The 21,410-nt window shown below is 37.3% G+C and carries 19 protein-coding genes; 9 read left to right on the forward strand and 10 right to left on the reverse strand.

The window, feature by feature from the left end:
- Nucleotides 1-39: 39 nt before the first annotated feature.
- On the reverse strand, nt 40-849 hold the full coding sequence (locus NOV28_RS09330; RefSeq protein ID WP_255930121.1) for an enoyl-ACP reductase FabI: 810 nt from the start codon (nt 847-849) through the stop codon (nt 40-42).
- Between the two features lie 101 nt (nt 850-950).
- Nucleotides 951-1,250, reverse strand: coding sequence for a hypothetical protein (locus NOV28_RS09335; RefSeq protein WP_255930123.1), 300 nt, complete (start codon nt 1,248-1,250; stop codon nt 951-953).
- A 176-nt stretch (nt 1,251-1,426) separates the two neighbouring features.
- Here NOV28_RS09335 and NOV28_RS09340 point away from each other — a divergent pair, with 176 nt between their 5' ends.
- On the forward strand, nt 1,427-1,987 hold the full coding sequence (locus tag NOV28_RS09340) for a DNA-3-methyladenine glycosylase I (protein WP_255930125.1): 561 nt from the start codon (nt 1,427-1,429) through the stop codon (nt 1,985-1,987).
- A 46-nt stretch (nt 1,988-2,033) separates the two neighbouring features.
- Here the strand turns inward: NOV28_RS09340 and NOV28_RS09345 are convergent, their stop codons facing one another.
- Both NOV28_RS09345 and NOV28_RS09350 read right to left on the reverse strand, forming a co-directional pair.
- Nucleotides 2,034-2,888: a nucleoside phosphorylase gene (locus NOV28_RS09345; protein WP_255930127.1), complete on the reverse strand. Its 855-nt coding sequence runs from the start codon at nt 2,886-2,888 to the stop codon at nt 2,034-2,036.
- Nucleotides 2,889-2,977: 89 nt separating this feature from the next.
- Nucleotides 2,978-3,301 (reverse strand): translation initiation factor, encoded by a 324-nt coding sequence (locus tag NOV28_RS09350; protein WP_255930129.1) that lies wholly within the window; start codon nt 3,299-3,301, stop codon nt 2,978-2,980.
- A gap of 144 nt (nt 3,302-3,445) precedes the next feature.
- Here NOV28_RS09350 and NOV28_RS09355 point away from each other — a divergent pair, with 144 nt between their 5' ends.
- From NOV28_RS09355 to NOV28_RS09375, 5 genes are read left to right on the forward strand one after another with little or no spacing between them, the layout of a single operon-like run.
- Nucleotides 3,446-3,901 (forward strand): transcriptional regulator, encoded by a 456-nt coding sequence (locus NOV28_RS09355; protein ID WP_255930131.1) that lies wholly within the window; start codon nt 3,446-3,448, stop codon nt 3,899-3,901.
- Between the two features lie 2 nt (nt 3,902-3,903).
- Complete coding sequence (locus tag NOV28_RS09360; RefSeq protein WP_255930133.1) at nt 3,904-5,133, forward strand: efflux RND transporter periplasmic adaptor subunit; 1,230 nt, start codon at nt 3,904-3,906, stop codon at nt 5,131-5,133.
- Nucleotides 5,133-8,282, forward strand: a complete 3,150-nt coding sequence (locus NOV28_RS09365; protein ID WP_255930135.1) for an efflux RND transporter permease subunit — start codon at nt 5,133-5,135, stop codon at nt 8,280-8,282. Before NOV28_RS09360 ends, NOV28_RS09365 begins: the two co-directional genes overlap by 1 nt.
- Before the next feature lie 10 nt (nt 8,283-8,292).
- Nucleotides 8,293-9,699, forward strand: coding sequence for an efflux transporter outer membrane subunit (locus tag NOV28_RS09370; protein WP_255930137.1), 1,407 nt, complete (start codon nt 8,293-8,295; stop codon nt 9,697-9,699).
- 18 nt (nt 9,700-9,717) lie between these two features.
- The gene (locus NOV28_RS09375; RefSeq protein ID WP_255930140.1) at nt 9,718-10,239 is read left to right on the forward strand and encodes a 2'-5' RNA ligase family protein; all 522 of its coding nucleotides are present in this window, start codon (nt 9,718-9,720) and stop codon (nt 10,237-10,239) included.
- 1 nt (nt 10,240) lies between these two features.
- On the opposite strand, the gene NOV28_RS09380 is transcribed toward NOV28_RS09375, so the two are convergent.
- A complete protein-coding gene (locus tag NOV28_RS09380; protein ID WP_255930142.1) occupies nt 10,241-10,777 on the reverse strand; it encodes an RNA methyltransferase in 537 nt (178 codons plus the stop codon).
- A gap of 69 nt (nt 10,778-10,846) precedes the next feature.
- Between NOV28_RS09380 and mutS the strand changes: the two genes are divergently transcribed.
- Nucleotides 10,847-13,426 carry a DNA mismatch repair protein MutS gene (mutS, locus tag NOV28_RS09385; protein ID WP_255930144.1) on the forward strand — a complete coding sequence of 860 codons (2,580 nt, stop codon included), beginning with the start codon at nt 10,847-10,849 and terminating at the stop codon, nt 13,424-13,426.
- A gap of 51 nt (nt 13,427-13,477) precedes the next feature.
- On the opposite strand, the gene NOV28_RS09390 is transcribed toward mutS, so the two are convergent.
- The 3 genes from NOV28_RS09390 to NOV28_RS09400 form a co-directional block, all read right to left on the reverse strand.
- Nucleotides 13,478-15,316: an ABC transporter ATP-binding protein gene (locus tag NOV28_RS09390; RefSeq protein WP_255930146.1), complete on the reverse strand. Its 1,839-nt coding sequence runs from the start codon at nt 15,314-15,316 to the stop codon at nt 13,478-13,480.
- A gap of 37 nt (nt 15,317-15,353) precedes the next feature.
- Entirely contained in the window at nt 15,354-16,277 is a 924-nt protein-coding gene (locus NOV28_RS09395; RefSeq protein ID WP_255930148.1) for a M28 family metallopeptidase, read from the reverse strand.
- A gap of 93 nt (nt 16,278-16,370) precedes the next feature.
- Nucleotides 16,371-16,760, reverse strand: coding sequence for a DUF4293 family protein (locus NOV28_RS09400; protein WP_255930150.1), 390 nt, complete (start codon nt 16,758-16,760; stop codon nt 16,371-16,373).
- A gap of 154 nt (nt 16,761-16,914) precedes the next feature.
- Here NOV28_RS09400 and rho point away from each other — a divergent pair, with 154 nt between their 5' ends.
- Together rho and NOV28_RS09410 are read left to right on the forward strand one after the other, a co-directional pair.
- The gene (gene rho / locus NOV28_RS09405) at nt 16,915-18,705 is read left to right on the forward strand and encodes a transcription termination factor Rho (protein ID WP_255930152.1); all 1,791 of its coding nucleotides are present in this window, start codon (nt 16,915-16,917) and stop codon (nt 18,703-18,705) included.
- A 147-nt stretch (nt 18,706-18,852) separates the two neighbouring features.
- Complete coding sequence (locus NOV28_RS09410; RefSeq protein ID WP_255930154.1) at nt 18,853-19,449, forward strand: superoxide dismutase; 597 nt, start codon at nt 18,853-18,855, stop codon at nt 19,447-19,449.
- 64 nt (nt 19,450-19,513) lie between these two features.
- Here NOV28_RS09410 and NOV28_RS09415 read toward each other — a convergent pair whose 3' ends face one another.
- Together NOV28_RS09415 and NOV28_RS09420 are read right to left on the reverse strand one after the other, a co-directional pair.
- The gene (locus NOV28_RS09415) at nt 19,514-19,930 is read right to left on the reverse strand and encodes a DUF6146 family protein (protein WP_255930156.1); all 417 of its coding nucleotides are present in this window, start codon (nt 19,928-19,930) and stop codon (nt 19,514-19,516) included.
- An 81-nt stretch (nt 19,931-20,011) separates the two neighbouring features.
- On the reverse strand, nt 20,012-21,214 hold the full coding sequence (locus NOV28_RS09420; protein ID WP_255930158.1) for an endonuclease/exonuclease/phosphatase family protein: 1,203 nt from the start codon (nt 21,212-21,214) through the stop codon (nt 20,012-20,014).
- Nucleotides 21,215-21,410: the final 196 nt, after the last annotated feature.

Consider the following 21,410-nt stretch of genomic DNA (forward strand, 5'->3'; position numbering starts at 1 on the left):
CGATTGAGTGGATTTAAATATGATTAAAGAATCTGATTCTTATAAATCTTCAAATTTATCAACGATTTTTTGTGAAACTCCGGTGTTACTGAAACCTCCATCGTGGAAAAGGTTCTGCATCGTCACTTTTCTGGTAAGATCCGAGAAAAGGCTCACACAGTAATTTGCACAATCTAAAGCATCCGCATTTCCAAGTGGAGACATGCTGTCGGCGAAATTGAAGAATCCGCTGATTCCTTTTACACCGGCGCCGGCTTTAGTCATTACAGGAGATTGGGAAATGGTGTTGACACGCACTTTTCTTTCGCCCCAATAGTATCCGAAACTTCTTGCGATGCTTTCAAGATAAGATTTGTTATCGGCCATATCACCATAATTTGGGAAGGTTCTTTGTGCCGCGATATAAGTTAAAGCCAAGATTGAACCCCATTCGTTCATGATGTCTTTATCCCAAGCTGCTTTCATCACTTTATGGAAAGAAACGGAAGAAACGTCCCAACCTTTTTCAAGAAAATCATAATTAAGGTCGGTATAAGCCTTTCCTTTTCTGATGTTAACGGACATCCCAATTGAGTGCAGAATGAAATCGATTTTACCGAATTTTTCTTCCGCATGAGCAAAAAGCTTCTCCAAATCTTCAACTGAAGTTGCATCAGCTGGAATAACATCTGAACCGGTTTTTTTAGCCAACTCATCTATTTCGCCCATTCTCATTGCGATGGGAGCATTCGATAAAATAAATTCAGCACCTTCTTCGTGGCATCTTTCGGCAACTTTCCATGCGATAGATTGGTCGTTCAGTGCACCGAAAATAATTCCTTTTTTGCCTTTTAGTAATCCGTATGACATAATATTGTTATTTTTCACAAATTTAAAATTTTTATTGTTTACGGCATAAAAAAAGAAACCCAAATTTCTTTAGGTTTCTTTTTTTTACTTAGAAGCTTCTTTTAGTTGGTCGCCTTTTTCACCTCTGCTTTTGCATCTTCAGCTGCATCTTTAGTGTTTTCCCAAGCGTTGTCAGCTAAATCTTTTGTTTTTTCCCATGCATCAGAAACAGCATCTTTTGTATCTTCCCAAGCATCGGAAACATTTGCTTTCGCTCTTTCGAACCAGCCTTCAGCAGTTGGTTCAGCGTTATTTTCTTTCTGTTCGCGGATGTAGTCTTTCGCTCTTTCAGCGTAATCGTTTACAGTCCATTTTACTTCGTTCACAGCGTTTTCTGCTTTGTTATAATCTTGTCTGTCCATAACGTTTTTTTTTAAATTAATATTTGTGATTTGATATTATGTTAAGTTGCAACATCCATTCCTAAACTTTATAAATCATGTTAAATATTCTATAAATTTTTCTTAATTCACTTCTTTCAACTTAATAATTACTAGATAATTTTTGGAATAAGAATTTTAGAAACTATATTTGAATCATGGAAAAAATACGTTGCGCTTGGTGCGAAAAAGATGATTTGTACCGAAATTATCACGATCAGGAATGGGGAAAACCTGTTTACGACGACGAAACGATTTTTGAATTTTTGGTTCTTGAAAGTTTTCAAGCAGGACTTTCATGGTACACGATTCTGAAAAAACGAGAAAACTTCAAAGCAGCTTTTGATGATTACAATTACCAAAAAATCGCAGAATATTCCGACGAAAAGGTAGAAGAATTAATGCAAAACGCTGGAATTATCCGAAACCGATTGAAGATTTTGGCCACAATAAGCAATGCAAAAAAGTTCATGGAAGTGCAAAAAGAATTCGGAACTTTTTCCGAATATATTTGGGGATTTGTTGATGGAAAACCTATTGATTATGGTCGGGAAAGTTTATCACAAATTCCTGCCACGACTGAAATTTCTGATGCTTTGGCTAAAGATTTAAAGAAAAGAGGTTTTAAATTTCTTGGTTCCACGGTAGTTTATGCGCACATGCAAGCGACGGGAATGGTCAATGATCATCTTCAAGATTGCTGGGTGAGAAATCAATAAAAAATGCGGCTTGGTGGAGCCGCATTTTTATTTTTACTTGTAATTTTTATTTAATGATTCTCTCCAAAACCCATTCAATCATATTCTTTTCTGAAGCGTGATGATCTGCAGAAAATTCGCCACGTCTTCTGTTGGCGATAACACAATTTACAGTTAAAGCTTTGTGTCCGAGTAATTTAGAAAGCCCATAAATTGCTGAAGTTTCCATTTCGAAATTGGTCACGCCCAAGTCGTTTAAGGTTTCCAAAAACTGATCATCCAAAGCTTTCAATCGCAATTGTCTTCCTTGTGGAGCGTAGAATCCTGGGAAAGTCGCTGTGTTTCCGTGGTATTTCGCGTCTTTGTAATAATCGGAAATATCTTCTGCCCAATCGGAAAAATACAACATCGGTTTTATTCTTTCGTAAGGAAATTTCTCCATAAAATTTCTCGAGAACTCGTTTTTAAATTGATAATCTTGGTAGAAATGAAGCAATCCGTCTAATCCAACCACGTTTTGGGTCACGAGCATGTTATCGACCTCCACATCGGGATTTACGCTTCCACAAGTTCCCAATCTGAAAAGTTGCAGCGATTGATGATTGGTTTTAAATTCCTTTTTTTGAAGGTCGATATTCATCAACGCATCCAGCTCATTCATCACGATATCGATGTTTTCCGTACCAATTCCGGTGGACATTACGGTAATTCTTTCTCCGCGCAGCGTTCCGGTGTGGGTGTAAAATTCTCTTTTATTTTTTTTGATTTCGATTTTGTCGAAATATTTGGAAACTTTCGGTACACGATCCGGATCTCCAACCAAAATTATTTTCTCGGCAAGATCTTCCGGCAAAAGATTGAGGTGATACACGCTTCCGTCTTCATTAAGAACCAATTCGGAAGCCGCTAATTTATTAAGCATAATTTTTATTTTTAAGATTAAAAAAATCCTTTCAGAAAAAGGATTTTAAAGGTAAGGAGATTTTTTGTTTTGTTAAAATTTCTGGGCAATTATCCGCCGACTCTTTTGGTTTTGTAACCCATTTCCTGAAGAATTTTCATGATTTTATCACGGTTATCACCTTGAATTACAATGATTCCATCTTTTCCAGAACCACCGATTCCCAATGTTGTTTTTATTTTTTTAGAGATGGATTTAAGTTCCTCATCGCTTCCTTCGAAGCCTTCGATTAAGGTTACTGGTTTCCCATTTCTGCCTTTTTTTTCAAATTTGCACACCAAAGGTTCTTTCTGAACGAATTTTTCTTCCGGCATTTCGAAGTCTTGCTCTTCGTGTTCCGGGAATAGGTTTTTCAGTTGATCTCGTAAATCCATTCAACAAAATTAATAAAATAAATGATTTTCTGTCTCGGATTTTTTGTTGTGAACCATTTTAAACGCTTATGGAATGCTAAATTTTTGTTAAATCAAGTGTTTGGTTCGTTTTGTTCTGAACTAGTTTGATATATTTGTAGCATAATGAATTCAACCTTAGAAATAGATAAAGACCTGTTCTGTGAAATGATGAAGTTTTATGGGGAAACCCTGAATCTTCCGCCACTTTCCGCTAAGATTTATTCGTACCTAATTTTCGATTTCGAAAGAAAGGGAATTTGCTTCGAGGAATTCGTCGAAGTTTTTTCGGCAAGTAAAAGTTCGGTTTCTTCTAACCTCAATTTGCTTCTGAACGCCAATTTAATTATAGATTTTACTAAAATTAATGAAAGAAAACGCTTCTTTACCATCAATGAAAATTATATTCAAATTCGGTTTACGTCCATTATCAACCGATTGAAACGTGAAGTTGCGATTCTTGATAAAATCAATGCTTACCGTAAAAGCCCGGACGAAAATCTTATTGAACGATTTGAAAACTACAAAACTCTTTTAAATAAAAATATTCAAAACATTGAACATACACTCCATAAAATTTAACTATGAAAAATAAAATAATCCTTTTTTCCCTTTCATTATTATCTGTTCTTGCTTGTAAAAAGGAAGAAGAAAAGAAACCGGATGGACCAAAAGAAGTTCCTGTGGTAGAGGTTCAGCAGAAAAATGTTACCGGTTATTTATCTTTTCCAACATCAATTCAAGGAAGGGTAAATAATGACGTTCGTGCAAAAATTCAAGGATATATCACTCAAGTTTTGGTGGATGAGGGACAATATGTAACGAAAGGTCAACCGCTTTTCAGATTAGAAACCAATATGCTGAATGAATCTGCAGATGCGGCAAGAGCCGGAATTGGTGCTGCTCAATCGGGAGTAAGCGCCGCAAAAGCGAATGTAAATGCTGCAAAAGCGAGTGTGAATGCCGCTCAGGTGGAAGTCAACAAATTGATTCCTTTGGTTCAGAAAAATATCATCAGCAATGTTCAGTTGGAAACCGCAAAAGCAAATCTGGCAAGAGCACAAGCGCAACTTTCACAAGCCATTGCAGCACAGCAACAAGCTTCGGCAAATGTTTCGCAAGCTTCCGCAAATTATAAAGGTGTTCAGGAAAACATCAATTATTCCATTATTCGCGCTCCGATTTCTGGGGTTGTCGGAAGATTACCTTTAAAAGTGGGAAGTTTGGTAGGACCAACCGATCAGGTTCCTTTAACAACCGTTTCCGATACCAGCGAAGTTTTTGCTTATTTTTCAATGAATGAAAAAGAATATCTCGAATTTTTAGAAGATTCTGTTGGTGCTACAGTTCCTGAAAAACTTAGAAATATGCCGATGGTTGAATTGGAATTGGCCAACGGAAGCAAATATCCTGAGAAAGGAAAAATACAAGCCGTAACCGGACAAATTGATTCCCAAACCGGAACCATTCAGTTTAGAGTTTCCTTCCCGAATGCTACGAAATTATTGAGCAACGGAAATAGTGGTACCATCAAACTTCCAAAACATTACGATCAAGCATTGGTTGTTCCGGAAAGTTCAACTTTCGAGCAGCAAGGTTTGGTTTATGTTTACAAAGTGGAAAAAGATACGGCTCAAAATATATTAATTGGAGTGGCGGACCGTGTCAACAACTTGGTTGTTGTGAAAAGCGGCGTTGCAAAAGGAGATAAAATTGTCGCACAAGGAGTAGGAACCCTGAAACCGGGAACCGCCGTTAAATCAAAACCCGTGAATTTTGATGAAATCGTGAACGCTATAAAACCAATATTCTAATGGTAAAAAAGTTTATTAACAGACCGGTTTTATCCAGTGTTGTATCGATTCTGATTGTAATTTTAGGGGTTTTGGGACTCAACCAATTGCCTGTCACCCAATATCCGGATATTGCTCCACCGACCGTAAGTATTTCCGCAAACTACACCGGAGCCAGTGCGCAAACCGTGATGAACAGTGTGGTAATTCCCATCGAAGAACAGGTGAATGGAGTTGAAGGAATGGATTATATTTCTTCTTCCGCCGGAAATGATGGTTCGGCAAGAATTCAAGTGTTTTTTAAACAAGGAGTTGATCCCGACATCGCAGCCGTAAACGTTCAGAACAAAGTACAACGAGCGACACCGCTTTTGCCATCGGATGTTACGCGTTCCGGAGTTATCGTTCAGAAACAGCAAACCAGCGCCTTGATGTTCCTTTCTTTTTACACAGCTAACAAAGATTTGGACGAAGTTTGGCTTCAAAATTACCTCAATATCAATGTAATTCCGGAGATTAAAAGAATTAATGGAGTTGGAGATGCACAAGCTTTTGGTGGAAAAACTTTCTCGATGAGAATTTGGCTCGATCCATCAAAAATGGCTGCTTACGGATTAGAACCAAGCGAAGTAACCGCCGCAATCAACGAACAATCTCGTGAAGCTGCTGCAGGACAACTCGGGCAAAACAGCGGAAGTTCTTTTGAATACGTTATTACTTACAAAGGAAAATTCAATCAGGAAAAAGATTACGGCGATATCATTTTAAAATCCCTCGGAAACGGACAGTTTTTGAAGTTAAAAGATGTTGCAGAAATCAAACTTGATGCGCAATCTTACACTTCAAAAGGGGAAAATAATGGGAGAAGTTCTGTGAGTATGGGGATTTTCCAAACACCGGGTTCCAATGCTCAAGATATTATTGAAGACATTAAAATTTTTTTAGAAAAAAATGAAAAAACCTTACCTAAAGATGTAGGTTATACCATCAATTTTGACACAAACGATTTTCTTGAAGCCTCTATTGAAAAAGTGGTACACACGCTTCTGGAAGCTTTTATTCTCGTGTTTATTGTGGTGTATATTTTCTTGCAGGATTTCCGATCTACTTTGATTCCGGCGATTGCAGTTCCTGTTTCTATCGTAGGAACATTTTTCTTCCTTAATTTATTCGGATATTCATTAAACTTATTGACACTTTTCGCTTTGGTATTAGCGATTGGAATTGTTGTGGATGATGCGATTGTCGTCGTAGAAGCCGTTCACGCCAAAATGGAACATGGTATTGCCGATGCCAAAAAAGCAACCATCAGTGCGATGGACGAAATTACCGGAGCTATTATTTCCATTACTTTGGTAATGTCGGCGGTGTTTATTCCTGTGACTTTCATTACAGGACCTACAGGCGTTTTTTATCAGCAATTTGGAATCACTTTGATTGTTGCGATTTTGATTTCTGCGGTGAATGCATTGACGCTGAGTCCGGTTTTATGTTCCTTATTTTTAAAACCAAATCCAGCGCATCATCAAGAATACTCTACGATGAATTTAAAAGATAAATTTTTCTATAAATTCAATGTCGCATTTAAATCAACAACTGATCGATATGGAAGATTTTTCGTTTTCCTATTAAGACACAAATGGGTTACCCTGATTATTTTTGCGGTAGGAGGTTTATTTTTCTGGTGGTCAAATTCGACCATGCCATCCGGATTTGTACCTAAAGAAGACCGTGGAATTATCTTTACCGATGTTGCACTTCCACCGGGAGCTTCGATGGAAAGGACTTATAATGTGTTAAAAGATTTGCAAAACGAAGCCCGAAAAATTCCGGGAGTTTCTAACGTAACTTTTACGGCAAGCCGCGGATTTATGTCCGGATCTGGTTCCAATGCCGGACAAGCATTCATCAGACTTAAACCATTTGACGAAAGAGCGAAAGATTCTGATCAATCGGTAGAATCCATTACCAAGAAATTATTCGGTCTCGGAAGTCGATATGCGGATGCGAAAATTGTGTTTTTCTCGCCTCCAAGTATTCCAGGATTTGGGACCAGTGATGGTTTCTCAGCGGTGATGCTTGATAAATCGGGTGGAGATTTGAAACAACTTGATGCCGTTGCCAAAGATTATTTAGGAGCTTTGATGCAAAGACCTGAGATTCAGTTTGCACAAACTTCTTTCAATACCAATTATCCACAATATGAAATGGTGATTGATGTACCAAGAGCTAAAGAAACTGGTGTGTCGGTATCGGATATTCTCAGCACCATGCAAGGATATATTGGAGGAGTTTATGCTGCAGATTTTACCAAATATGGGAAACAATTCAGGGTGATGGTTCAGGCATTTCCTGATTCCAGAAATGAAGTGACGGATTTAAGTAGTATTTATGTAAAAACCGCTTCCGGTCAGATGACTCCGGTCTCACAATTTGTAACAATGGAAAGAGCTTTCGGACCAAAATCGGTTGAAAGATATAACCTCTTTACCTCAATTTCAATTTCGGGTTCCAATAATCCGGGATATTCAACTGGTGATGCGATTAGAGCGGTTCAGGAAGTGGCGGCTGAAAAATTACCATCCGATTATGTGGTGGAATTTACCGGACTTTCCAAAGAGGAGGTAAGTTCAGGTTCGCAAACTGCGGTTATTTTTATTTTGAGTTTGGTGTTTGTTTATTTCATTCTTTCCGCTCAATATGAGAGTTTCTTGCTGCCATTGGCGGTAATCATTTCACTTCCACTCGGGGTTGCAGGTGCTTATTTTGGGCAAAAAATTGCCGGTTTGGAAAACAATATCTATTTCCAGATTGCCTTAATTATGTTGGTGGGACTTTTGGCTAAAAATGCAATTTTGATTGTGGAGTTTGCCGTGCAACGAAGACATCACGGCGAGACATTGGCGATGTCAGCGATTAATGCTGCAAAAGCGAGATTAAGACCGATTTTGATGACCTCTTTTGCCTTTATTTTCGGGATGCTTCCATTAGTTTTTGCTTCCGGAATTGGATCCACTGGTAACCGCTCGATTGGTACGGGAGCGGCGGCAGGATTATTAATCGGAACTTTCTTCGGTTTGGTAGCGATTCCTGTATTGTACGTGATTTTCCAATGGTTGCAGGAAAAAATTAAACCTTTGAAGAAAAAAGAATTCAACCTCGCGGAATAATATATTTAAAATGAAAAAACAGTTAAACATAAAAATCATTTTCCTTTTGTTGACGGTTTTCGTGGTGTCCTCTTGTGCGACCCGCGAAAAATATGAAACACCAAAAGATATCAATGAAAACCTTTTCAGAACAGATTATCTTCCGAAAGATTCCACCAGCACAGCGACTGTTTCTTGGAGAGAAATTTTCACTGATCCTGTTTTGCAGAAACATATTGCTCAAGGTTTGGAGAATAATCTCGATATCAGAATTGCATTACAAAACATCGTTTCGGCTGAAGCATATTTAAAACAAAGTAAAGCTGCTTATCAACCTACGCTTTCTGTGGGGCCTTCTTATACTTTTCAAACCCAATCTTTAAATACCCAACTTGGGCAAATTTCGGGTGGAAGAAAATATAATAATCTCTTCGATTTAAGCGGCGATATTTCTTGGGAAGCTGATATTTGGGGGAAAATGAAAGCTCAGGAAAAAGCGCAATTAGCTCAGTATTTAGGTACCGTTGCCGCACATAAAGCAGTGAAAAGCGATTTGGTTGCTGCAATTGCGTCAACTTATTATCAGCTTTTAACTTTTGATGAACAGAAAAGAATCATTAGCGAAACCATTGCTTTAAGAAACAAAAATCTCGAAACCACCAAAGCGTTGAAAGAAGCCGGGACACTCACGGAAGTAGCTGTGCAACAGAGTGAAGCATTGGTTTTTAATGCGCAATCTTTACTGATTGATACCGATACGCAAATAGCTCTTTTAGAAAATACCATGAGTCTTTTAATGGGCGTTCCTTCTCAGAAAATTGAAAGAACCTCTTTATCACAACAAAAAATGCCCGCGGAATACCAACTCGGTTTTTCTGCCAATTTATTGTCGAACAGAGCTGATGTGATGGCTTCTGAATACGATTTAATGGCTGCTTTTGAACTATCGAAAGCTGCGAAAGCTCAGTTTTATCCAACCTTAAGAATCACCGGAAGTGGTGGAATTCAGAGTTTGGATATCGATCATCTTTTTAATGCAAATTCTCTTTTTGCTAATGTTGTAGGCGGTTTGATGCAACCCATTTTGAACCAAAGACAAATCCGAACCAATTATGAAGTGAGTTTGGCCAATAAAGAAAAAGCATATCTGAACTTCAGAAAAACCCTTCTCACAGCTGGAAGAGAAGTTTCCGATGCTTTGAAAGTATATGAATCTCAGGATAAATTTATTGATCTGAAGAGAAAAGAACTTTCCGCCTACAAAAAATCGGTGGAATTTTCCCAAGAACTCGTGAATTATGGGATGGCGAATTATCTGGAAGTGCTGAATGCATCAGTAAATTCATTGAATGCCGAACTGAATATTTCCAATGCGGAATATGCCAAAATGAAAGCCGGAGTTGAGCTGTATCAAGCGCTTGGTGGCGGTTGGAGATAAATTGATATAAAACTTCTTATGAGTTTATATTTCATCGCAGTAGTTCCGCATAAAGAACTTCGTGACAAAGCTCGAAAATTCAGTAAAGATTTTGCTATCCGGTTTAATTCGGTAAAATCATATAAAAATTTTCCACATATTACTTTGATTAAACCTTTCAGATTTGATGAAGAGGAAGAAATTTTGGTGGAAAATTTTTCTCAAATGAAGTTAAAATCGGCTCCTTTTAAGGTTTTTCTTAAAGATTTTGGATGTTTTCCCAATATATACAAACCTGCTATTTTCATCAAACCCGAAAATAAGGAGGAACTCCAGATCTTATACGATGAGGTACAATCACAAATGAAATTTCATCCTTATGCTAAGTTGAATCCTCATTTAACGGTAGCTTACAAAGATTTAAGTCCGGAAAATTTTGAAATAGCGTGGGAAGAATATCAGTTAAAAACGTTCGAAGATTCTTTTTTAGTAGATAAAGTCTGTCTTTTCAAATATTTTAATGGGAAATGGAATCTCTTAAAAATTAAAAATCTGGAATAATTTATTTCAAATTTTTAAAAAATTCCCACATTACAATGCCGCCACAAACCGATACATTTAGCGAGTGTTTGGTTCCCAATTGTGGAATTTCCAGGAAAGTATCGTACATCGGAAGCGCTTCATCGCTCAATCCGTCCACTTCATTTCCGAGGACTAAAGCGTATTTTTCTTCTTTATTAATGACAAAATCCGTCATTAATTCCGAAGTTGAAGTTTGTTCAATTCCAATGATTTTATAGTTTTCGTTTTTCAGATTCTGCAAAGCTTCTGAAATATTTTTCTTGTAAATCCAATCCACGCTTTCCGTTGCACCGAGAGCCGCTTTATGAATTTCCCGATGCGGCGGTTGCGGTGTGATTCCACACAGCACAATTTTATTCACGATAAATGCGTCTGCCGTTCTGAAAACTGCGCCTACATTATGCATGCTTCTCAAATTATCCAAAACTACCACCAAAGGAATTTTTTGGGTTTGTTTGAAGGTTTCTATATCGATTCGGCCTAATTCTTCGAGTTTCAGTTTCTTGGTGGATGACATTTTCGTATTTTTGGCAAAATTAACTAAAAATATGGCTAAAAGTATGATGCTTGAGGCCTAAAACAACTTATGGCAAAGAAAGAAACCCCACTAATGACGCAATACAACACGATCAAGGCGAAATATCCTGATGCGCTTTTGCTGTTTCGCGTTGGGGATTTCTACGAAACTTTTGGAACCGACGCCATAAAAACTTCTCAAATTTTAGGAATTGTTCTTACGAAAAGAGCCAACGGGGAAGGTCATATCGAACTTGCCGGTTTTCCGCATCATTCCGTGGATTCTTATTTGCCAAAACTCGTGAGAGCCGGACTTCGTGTTGCGATTTGCGACCAACTGGAAGACCCGAAATCCGTGAAAGGTATTGTTAAACGCGGCGTTACTGAGCTTGTCACTCCCGGAGTTACTTTCAATGAGCAGGTTTTAACCTCGAAAAAGAATAATTTCCTGCTTTCTGTACATAAAGAAAAAGAAAAATTTGGAATCGCTTTGGTGGATGTTTCTACCGGAGAATTTCTGGTTTCTGAAGGGAATTTAGAGAAATTGTTGCACATCGTTCACACTTTCGATCCCAGCGAAATTATTTATCAAAGGTCGACGGAACTTCCTTCTCAACTCAAAAATAAAAACTCATTTAAGCTGGAAGATTGGGCTTTTCAGTATAATTATGCTTACGAAAAACTTACAGGTCATTTCAAAACCAATTCATTAAAAGGTTTCGGAATTGAAGAATTTAAACTTGGAATTATTGCCGCCGGATCTATTTTTGCTTATTTGGTTGAAGATACGCATCATGCTCTTTTGCAGCATATTACCAAAATTCAAATGATTCCGCAGGATGATTATCTGATGATGGATCATTTTACGTTAAGAAACCTCGAAATCGTCTATCCAAGTAATCCGCAAGGGAAATCTTTACTCAATATTATCGATAAAACTTCAACGCCAATGGGCGGAAGATTGCTCAGGAGACGACTTATTTTGCCATTAAAATCAGTAGATGAAATTAACAGGAGGTTGAATTTAATTGAGTTTTTCAATAAAGAAGATCATTTGAAATATGAAATTCAGCAACTTCTAAAATCGATTTCCGATCTTGACCGATTGATGGGAAAATTGGCTTCCGAAAAAATTTCACCGAAAGAATTAGGTTATCTGCGCCACAGTTTGATAAATATTCATCAGATTAAATCGCTGCTTCATCCATTTGATGATGTTTTAGCGTGGATAGAACCATTGAATAACTTGGAAGAAATCATTAGTTATTTGGTGAATTATTTGAATGAAGAACTTCCCGTCAATATTGCGAAAGGAAACGTAATTAAAACCGGAATCTCCGAAGAACTCGACCATTTGCGAAGTTTGCAAAGCAAAGGCAAAAATTTCCTTGACGAAATGTGCGAAAGAGAAATCGAACGAACAGGAATTTCAAGTTTAAAAATCAGTTTCAACGGTGTTTTTGGATATTTTATTGAAGTTCGAAATACGCATAAAGACAAAGTTCCGAGCGATTGGATTCGAAAACAAACTTTGGTGAATGCCGAAAGATACATCACCGAAGAGCTGAAAGATTACGAAGAACAAATCCTCGGCGCGGAAGAAAAAATCTCGAAAATTGAGCATGAACTTTACCGAAAAGTTTGCGAAAATGTGATGATTTACATTGATGCCATTCAAGGGAATTCAAAAATTATCGCGGAACTCGATTGTGGCGTTGGTTTGTCGGAATTGGCAGTTTCCGAAAGTTATACGAGACCGATTTTAAATGATTCTTACGCGATAGAATTGAAAGAAGCGCGACATCCGATCATTGAAAATGCACTTCCGTTGGGCGAAAAATACATTCCGAATGATTTATTTTTAGATAAAGATTCGCAGCAAATCATCATGGTTACAGGACCGAATATGGCGGGTAAATCTGCGATTTTAAGGCAAACTGCAATCATTTGTTTAATGGCGCAAATCGGAAGTTTTGTTCCAGCAAAACATGCGGAAATCGGGATTCTCGATAAAATTTTTACCAGAGTTGGAGCTACGGATAATATTTCGGCCGGCGAATCTACTTTCATGGTCGAGATGAACGAAGCAGCGAATATTTTGAATAATATTTCCGAGCGAAGTTTGATTTTGTTGGACGAAATTGGCCGCGGAACTTCCACTTACGACGGTGTTTCCATTGCTTGGGCGATCGCGGAATATCTTCACCAACATCCGACTCAGGCGAAAACTTTGTTTGCAACGCATTACCACGAACTCAACGAAATGACGGTGAATTTTGAAAGAATTAAAAATTTCCACGTTTCGATTCAGGAGAATAAAGGGAATATTATTTTCATGCGAAAACTACTTCCAGGTGGAAGCGAACATAGCTTCGGGATTCATGTAGCGAAACTTGCAGGAATGCCTTCAAAAGTGGTGAATCGCGCAAATGAAGTATTGAAAACTTTAGAAAAAAGCCGTTCCCAAAGTGGTCCGAAAGATGCTGCAAAAGCAATTACAGAAGAGAATTTGCAACTTTCATTTTTCCAACTAGATGATCCGGTTCTTGAAAATATTCGGGAAGAATTAACGAAAATCGACATCAATACTTTGACGCCGATTGAAGCTTTAATAAAACTGAATTCGATTAAAAAGATGATTGGGAAATAAATTCAATTTGAAAATTTTTCAATGAGGTAATTTGAAAATTCTCAAACCCTTTTACCCAAAATTCTGCAATTCCACCAACTTTCTGTAGACATTGTTATTGTTCATCAGTTCCTCGTGGGTTCCTTGTTCTACGATATTTCCTCGTTCCATCACAACAATCCAGTCGGCTTTTTGAATGGTTGAAAGTCTGTGAGCGATGACCAAAGAAGTTCGGTTTTCCATCATTTTTTCTAAAGCATCTTGCACAAATCTTTCACTTTCGGTGTCTAAAGCGGAAGTCGCTTCATCCAAAATCATGATTGGTGGATTTTTAAGAACTGCTCTTGCGATAGAAACGCGCTGTTTTTGCCCGCCAGAAAGCTTATTTCCATCATCGCCAATATTGGTGTAATATTTTTCCGGAAGATTCTGGATGAACTCGTGAGCGTTGGCAATTTTCGCGGCTGCCATTACTTCTTCTTCGGTTGCATCGGGTTTTCCCATCAAAATATTGTTGAAAACGGAATCATTAAATAAAACCGATTCCTGAGTAACCATTCCCAAAAGATGGCGGTAATCTTCGAGTTTTAAGTTTCTGATATTTTCTCCATCCACAAGAATTTCACCTTCCGGAACATCGTAGAATCTGGCCAAAAGATTGGCAATCGTGGTTTTTCCGGAACCCGATTGCCCTACCAAAGCGACCGTTTTCCCTTTTGGAATGATGAGATTAAAATTCTTTAAAATAACATTGTCTTTATCGTAGTAAAATCCAATGTTTTTGAATTCAATTTTTTCTTTTAATGTTGAAATTCCGATAGGATTTGCAATTTCCTCGACTTTTAAATCATAATCTAAAACTTCAGCAACCCGTTCCAAACTCGCCATTCCACCTTGAATTGCTGAAATCGCATTGGATAATTTCTTCGCAGGATCTAAAATCTGAAAGAAAACTCCGATAAATGCAAGAAAAGTAACCGGATCTTTGTTGGTTCCGTTGATGATTTCGGTTCCGGCAAACCAAGTGATGATCAAAATTGTTACAGAACCGAGAAATTCGCTCATTGGTGAGGCTAATTCTCGTCTGCGGCTCATTCCGATAGCATATTTTTGCCAATTATCTGTGGTGGTATTGAAACGATTTTTTAGAATTTTATCGGCATTGAAAATCTTAATTACTTTAGAAGATTTCAATGTTTCATCAACCAAAGAAAAGAGATTTCCCAATTCATTTTGTGCGGAATGTGCTTGTCTTTTCAGGCTTTTTCCGACCCAAGAAATCAAACCGCCCATGATCGGGAAAACCAATAATGAAAACAATGTAAGTTTTGGCGAAAGAATAAAAAGCGTAACGAGTGACGAAATAATCATGAAAGGAGCGTTGAGCAAATCGACCAAACTTCCCATGATTCCGCTTTCTACTGCGCCGATATCATTGGAAATCCTCGACATCATGTCGCCTTTTCTTTGTTCCGTAAAAAATGAAACCGGAAGTTTCAAGAATTTATCATACATCGAAGTACGAAGATCTTTGGTAATGCCCACTCTGTAATTTACCAAAAGATAAGAACCTAAATATCTGAACAAATTTCTCAGTAAAAACGCTACCGCCGTGATGCAACAAAGAACCGCCAGAACTTGGATTGCTCCATATTCATTCACATTCATCTGGATTTTATAATAAGCCAAATCTTTCGCATAGGCAAAATAATCAGCAAATCTTCCGCTGTAAACCGGTGGTGAAGAGGTATCAACTTCTTTATCGAGTTTAAACAGAATCCTAAGGATCGGAAGCATCGTTACGATAGAAAAAATCTGCAAAAGTGAATACAGCAAATTGAAAAAGATACTTCCAAAAAGATATTTCTGATGAGGTTTGGCGTAAGAAAGAATGCGTTGTAATGGTTTCATTCAATGAAATTAATGGGCGAAATTACGGAATTTTCAATTAGTTCAGATTTACGTTTTCATTATACTTTGGATTAAAATTTTCCGGAGTAAGTTTTTGGATCGTTTTTCCGAAACTGTTGATGATCGAGGTGAGATTATCAAAATTCACAATATTGACGTCATCATTTAATTGATGGTAATGTTTCGCAACATTCATGTCCACAGTAGATAACGAATGCGCAATCACTTTCTTTTTCACAAAACTTACATTATCGGATCGGTAAAAAAGTTGTTGTCCGAGGTAAGGATCTGGATAAATTTTAAGTTGATTTTCTGCATTTGCATTCAATAATTCATCGAAATCAGAAAACTCGTCACCGGTCATATAAAGTGCATTTTTGCCAAACTGAGAAACGGAAGCCACCATTTCAAAATTAAACAATGCACTGATTTTGCTGAATGTAGATTGTAAATTCTGGGTATCAGCGAGCGCTTTGGATCCTTTCATTCCTTTTTCTTCGCCGTTAAAAGCCATGTACATCATTGAAAAATCTGGATTAGCATTTTTGAAATAATCGGATAATCCAACAACGAGGGTTACGCCACTTGCGTTGTCATCTGCGCCATTGTAAACATTGTCACCATTTTTATTTGTCGATCCAATATGGTCAAAATGAGCCGAATAAGCTAAAATTTTCTCGGATTTTCCTTTCTGAATTCCACAAACATTGTATGCTACTTTTCCTTTGTATTCAAAAGGTAAAAGATAAGAATCGCCGGTGCAAAATGCTAAATTGTTTTCTTGAAAACGTTGCGCAATGTAGAATGCAGCGGAATCGTTTTCTGGAGTTCCTATTTCCCGACCTTTCATTTTGTCAGAGGCTAAAGCGGAAAGTACTTTCGTCACTCTTTCTTTGGATACTTCTTGGGCAAATACAATTGCAGAACATAATACAGCAAAAAGGAAATAATATTTTCTCATGAATAATTTTTGATAAAGATAAATATTTTCAAACATAGAAATAAAAAACAGCTCCCGAAGGAACTGTTTCACTCAAAAAAAATCGTTGTGAGTTTAGCGGAGTCTGTCTACAGATTTTACGAGCCTATCGTCTTTTCTGATAAAAATGTTTGCGATAAACAAACAAATTACCGATAAAAACGGGAAAAACGGCTCAATACCTTTCTCAGGAAAATCAATTCCTCCAGATAAATTGAGTAGCCAATACGCCAATAAACCGAGCAACAAAGCGTTTATCATAATGCTGATCAAGTTCAGCAGAAGTTGTCTTTTGCGGTTTTTGTAGCTAAAAATGCTTAATAGTCCTAACAAAACCAACACTACACAAGCAATTGACATGAATGGAATAGTGCCGAAAAGTGAAAAATCTTGCCCAGTGAAGAACAAAAAAATTGCGCCTAAAATCGCCAGAAATATCCAAACTGTTTGTATTCTTTGCAGCATATCCTTGAGAATGAGGTGCAAAAATAGCAAATATTTTTTGCATAAATAAAAAATTAATGTAGATTTGCATTACAAATGCTTCAATAAGAAAAGTCGTCCGACTTAACTTTCTTACTTACACCTACTTATAAAAATACTTTTTACATAACAATTTATGTTTAACATTGAAACGTTAAGGTCGAAATCCGAATCGGAATTGACCAAAATCACCAAAGATTTAGGCGTTAAAATTGCTAGAAACAGCACCGATAATGATAAAATCTTTGCAATTCTAGACTTTCAGGCTTCTAATACGAAAGTTGCAAAAGATTATTTCAACGCCACCGAACTCCCTATGACTACAGAAGAAAATGCAGCTCCTGCACCAAAAAAAACGACCAGAAAACCGGCCGCGAAAAAGAAAACCGAAAAACCTGTAGAGGTTTCCACAGAAATTCAGTTTGAAAACACAGAAGCACCTGTCGCAGAAATGATAATAGAACAACCTGCTGAAATCCCAGCTCCGGAAATAGCTGAACCCAAAGATTCTGAAGTTCCAAAACCTCAGCAAAAAAAGAAAAGACAGCGGGTTGCGGCTCCAAAAGAAGTAGCAGTTGCTGAAAATGTGATTTCTGAAACGGCTCCTGAAATCGAAACAAAGCCGGAACCTCAAAAAAATCAGAATCCTAATCAGAATCAAAATCCCAATCAAAATGGGAATGGGAACAAAAATCCCAATCAGAATAAACCTCAGCATCCCAACCAAAGAAATCAAAACAAGAATCCTAACCAAAACCGGAATCAGCAAAACGCTGACCAACAGGAAGAACATTCTAAAAAAGAATTCAATTTTGACGGTTTAGTAACCATTGAAGGGGTTTTAGAAATACTTCCGGACAACTACGGATTCCTTCGTTCTTCCGATTTTTCTTATATTTCTTCTCCAGATGACGTGTATGTTTCGACCAACCAAATCAGAAATTATGGTTTGAAAACCGGAGATACCGTTCGTGGGATCGTTCGTTTGCCAAAAGAAGGCGAAAAATATTTTTCATTGCTGAAGCCAACCGAAGTGAACGGTCGTGATCTTGAATTCATCAAAGATCGTGTGGCGTTTGAGTTTCTTACTCCGTTGTTCCCTGAAGAAAAATTTAATTTAACAGGACAAAATTCTACGCTTTCAACCAGAATTGTAGATTTATTTACGCCGATTGGTAAAGGTCAACGTGCGATGATTGTTGCGCAACCAAAAACCGGTAAAACCATGTTGTTGAAAGATATTGCGAATTCGATTTCTGCCAATCATCCGGAAGCTTATATGATGATTTTGCTCATCGACGAAAGACCGGAAGAAGTTACCGATATGGAAAGAAGCGTCAATGCAGAAGTAATTGCTTCTACATTCGATGAACCTGCTGATAAACACGTAAAAGTGGCGAATTTAGTTCTTTCGAAAGCACAGAGAATGGTAGAATGTGGCCATGATGTGGTGATTCTGTTGGATTCGATTACACGTCTGGCGAGAGCTTATAACACGGTGACGCCTGCTTCCGGGAAAATTCTTTCGGGTGGAGTTGATGCAAACGCGCTTCATAAACCAAAAAGATTCTTCGGAGCAGCGAGAAACATCGAAGGAGGTGGATCTTTAACGATAATTGCCACTGCTTTGATTGATACGGGTTCTAAAATGGACGAAGTGATTTTTGAAGAATTTAAAGGAACCGGAAATATGGAACTTCAACTCGATAGAAAAATTGCCAATAAGAGAATTTATCCGGCGATTGATTTGGTGTCCTCCAGCACAAGACGCGACGATTTGCTTTTAGATGAAACTACGCAACAACGCATGTGGATTCTTAGAAAATACCTCGCAGATATGAACCCTGTGGAAGCGATGGAATTTGTAAATAAAAACATCAAAGGAACACTGAATAACGAAGAATTCTTGATGAGTATGAATAGATAATATTCTTATTTTTAGATATAAAACCGTTCTTTTCGAGCGGTTTTTTTATTTTATCAATGTTAAAGATTTATTAAAGTAGTAGCTCATTTTTGGAGGGCGGTCAGATTATGAGTAAATTTGGGTATTAACATTTAAATATAAAAAATTATGGCATTCGAATTACCGAAATTAGGTTATGCTTACGATGCATTAGAACCAACAATAGATGCAAGAACAATGGAAATTCACCATACAAAGCATCATCAAGCGTACATTGACAACTTGAACAAAGCGATCGAAGGAACTGATTTGGAAGGAAAATCTATTGAAGAGATTTGCAAAACAGGATCTGATAAAGCGGCGGTAAGAAACAACGGAGGCGGTCACTATAACCATTCACTTTTCTGGGAAATTTTGACTCCAGGAGGTAGCAAAGAGCCGGTAGGAAACGTGAAAGCAGCTATTGAAGCTTACGGAGGTTTTGAGAAATTCAAGACAGATTTTTCGGAAGCAGCAAAAACAAGATTTGGTTCAGGCTGGGCTTGGTTGTGCAAAAAAGAAGATGGTTCAGTAGCGGTTTGCTCTACTCCAAACCAAGATAATCCTTTGATGCCGGTTGCTGATTGCAAAGGAACTCCAGTTTTAGGATTGGATGTTTGGGAACATGCTTATTATTTAAACTACCAAAACAGAAGACCAGATTATGTTTCAGCGTTTTTTGATGTTGTAAACTGGGATAAAGTTGAAGAGAAATTCAATAAATAATTTCACTTAAAGTATAATAGAAAAGGTTCAGAAATTATCTGAACCTTTTTTTATTGAATTTAAACTAGCGAACGTCGGTCTGGCTTAATCCGTTCATTTTCAATCCGTATTTCCACTGAACATACGCAAAAACCTGATAGAGTTTGTACTCGAACTTTAAACCATATTTTTCCTGAGGATTGTAATCGATCGACGATTCAATCACATTCCGGTATCTTCCGGAAAAGTAATAGGAATTCCACTCGGAGACCAAAAAAGTGTTTTTGTTCTTCAAATAACTTTCAGAATACATGTTCATCGGTTGAGCAATCGCATTCAGGAAATAATCGTATTGAGAATCCAAAACTTCAATATCCCATTCGCCATCTTCGTTTTTTTCTGGTTTGATGGTAGTATTTTCTTTATTGTCGGCAATTTTTTGTTGCGGAGAACAACTTACAGCCAACATTAATATCATTAAAAAAGAAACAAAATTTTTCATCGTATTATTTTGATATAAAGTTATGAAAAAATAAAACCGAGCTTATAAAAGTCCGGTTTTTTTTATTGATTTTTGGAAATCTTATTTTGCTGGTTTGTATTCTCTTTGAATTACAGAAACTGCAGGGAAGTGGTCGCTATAACCGCCTGTGAATCTGTCTCCATCCCAAGATCTTAAAGGATAACCTTTCCATTGACCTTCGCTATTAACAAGGTAAGAAGGTGCGAAAATTTCTGCTTTGTAAACGCTGTAAGTTGGAGTTAATTTTTCGGTTGAATACAGGTTTTTAGAAACAATAATTTGGTCGAAAAGGTTTGGAGCATCACGATATGCTAAAGATGCAACACCAGCTTTATAGAGTTTGTACATTAAATTATAATAAGGACTGCTTTCAGAAAGTTGAGAAGGTTCTCCCACCGCACCGAAAATTTTGCGCAAACTTGGGCTTACCGGATCATCGTTGAAATCACCCATTGCGAATAATTTTCTATCCGAATCTTCGGCAATTGTTTTATCCATTTCATCTTTCAAAATTTTTGCAGCTGCGGCACGTCGTGGCAAAGAAGCTGCTTCACCACCACTTCTCGATGGCCAGTGATTCATAAAAATCGCTACTTTTTCACCATCCAAAAGACCTTTTACCACCAAAACTCCTCTGGTATAGGTTCTTTTGCCTTCGTCATTATAAACTTTAATATCTTTTACGTAATGATCGGTAACTTGAAATCTGTTTTTTTGGTAAATGATGGCAACATCAATTCCTCTCGCATCGTAAGAATTGTGGTGTACAATTCCGTAATTGCTTTTTGCTAATGCAGGTTGCGCAATGAGGTCTTGAATAACTTGTAGGTTTTCAACTTCAATTAATCCGACAATTACAGGGTTATCATTGGTGTATTGACGGCCAAGTTCTGAGATAACTTTGGCTTCGTTAGCCAGCTTTTGATTGTATTTTTTAGTGTCCCAATTTTTTGGGCTGTTTGCGGTGAATTCATCCGCAAGAATTTGATGACGGATTACTTTTTTGCCAACTAATAATTCATCGCTCCATTCTCCTTTATATTCTTCGGTAGTTTCCAAATATTTTAAAGAATCAATAGGTACGCTTCTGTGAAAAGCAGGGTTTTTGAAGTCTTTGGTTCCATCGATGTAATCAGCAGAAGGAATTGTATCCCAAAGGTTTTCTACGTTTAGGAATGCTACTGTAGCTCTCTGTACCTGTCTTTGTTGGGCAAAAAACAACCCAAAACTCAAAACAGCGAATAAGATAAAATGTTTTTTCATTTGAAAATTTTAAGAGCGTAAAATTACTAATAATTTCTAATCAAAAAGCTTAAAAGTAAGACGAATGAAAAGAACGGCTATATAACAGTAACCTATTATTAATATAAGTATATTAGGAATTATTAACTGGAATTGTTGCGAATAAAGTGTTAAAAATGTTTAACTTAACAAAAATTAAGTTTAAATTTGTTGTCCC

Source organism: Kaistella montana, assembly GCF_024436175.1.
Taxonomy (GTDB): domain Bacteria; phylum Bacteroidota; class Bacteroidia; order Flavobacteriales; family Weeksellaceae; genus Kaistella; species Kaistella montana.

Excerpts from the sequence above, each read along its gene's own strand:
- NOV28_RS09330 (WP_255930121.1), bottom strand. The coding sequence starts at position 849 with ATGTCATACGGATTACTAAAAGGCAAAAAAGGAATTATTTTCGGTGCA.
- NOV28_RS09335 (WP_255930123.1), bottom strand. The coding sequence starts at position 1,250 with ATGGACAGACAAGATTATAACAAAGCAGAAAACGCTGTGAACGAAGTA.
- NOV28_RS09340 (WP_255930125.1), top strand. The coding sequence starts at position 1,427 with ATGGAAAAAATACGTTGCGCTTGGTGCGAAAAAGATGATTTGTACCGA.
- NOV28_RS09345 (WP_255930127.1), bottom strand. The coding sequence starts at position 2,888 with ATGCTTAATAAATTAGCGGCTTCCGAATTGGTTCTTAATGAAGACGGA.
- NOV28_RS09350 (WP_255930129.1), bottom strand. The coding sequence starts at position 3,301 with ATGGATTTACGAGATCAACTGAAAAACCTATTCCCGGAACACGAAGAG.
- NOV28_RS09355 (WP_255930131.1), top strand. The coding sequence starts at position 3,446 with ATGAATTCAACCTTAGAAATAGATAAAGACCTGTTCTGTGAAATGATG.
- NOV28_RS09360 (WP_255930133.1), top strand. The coding sequence starts at position 3,904 with ATGAAAAATAAAATAATCCTTTTTTCCCTTTCATTATTATCTGTTCTT.
- NOV28_RS09365 (WP_255930135.1), top strand. The coding sequence starts at position 5,133 with ATGGTAAAAAAGTTTATTAACAGACCGGTTTTATCCAGTGTTGTATCG.
- NOV28_RS09370 (WP_255930137.1), top strand. The coding sequence starts at position 8,293 with ATGAAAAAACAGTTAAACATAAAAATCATTTTCCTTTTGTTGACGGTT.
- NOV28_RS09375 (WP_255930140.1), top strand. The coding sequence starts at position 9,718 with ATGAGTTTATATTTCATCGCAGTAGTTCCGCATAAAGAACTTCGTGAC.
- NOV28_RS09380 (WP_255930142.1), bottom strand. The coding sequence starts at position 10,777 with ATGTCATCCACCAAGAAACTGAAACTCGAAGAATTAGGCCGAATCGAT.
- mutS (WP_255930144.1), top strand. The coding sequence starts at position 10,847 with ATGGCAAAGAAAGAAACCCCACTAATGACGCAATACAACACGATCAAG.
- NOV28_RS09390 (WP_255930146.1), bottom strand. The coding sequence starts at position 15,316 with ATGAAACCATTACAACGCATTCTTTCTTACGCCAAACCTCATCAGAAA.
- NOV28_RS09395 (WP_255930148.1), bottom strand. The coding sequence starts at position 16,277 with ATGAGAAAATATTATTTCCTTTTTGCTGTATTATGTTCTGCAATTGTA.
- NOV28_RS09400 (WP_255930150.1), bottom strand. The coding sequence starts at position 16,760 with ATGCTGCAAAGAATACAAACAGTTTGGATATTTCTGGCGATTTTAGGC.
- rho (WP_255930152.1), top strand. The coding sequence starts at position 16,915 with ATGTTTAACATTGAAACGTTAAGGTCGAAATCCGAATCGGAATTGACC.
- NOV28_RS09410 (WP_255930154.1), top strand. The coding sequence starts at position 18,853 with ATGGCATTCGAATTACCGAAATTAGGTTATGCTTACGATGCATTAGAA.
- NOV28_RS09415 (WP_255930156.1), bottom strand. The coding sequence starts at position 19,930 with ATGAAAAATTTTGTTTCTTTTTTAATGATATTAATGTTGGCTGTAAGT.
- NOV28_RS09420 (WP_255930158.1), bottom strand. The coding sequence starts at position 21,214 with ATGAAAAAACATTTTATCTTATTCGCTGTTTTGAGTTTTGGGTTGTTT.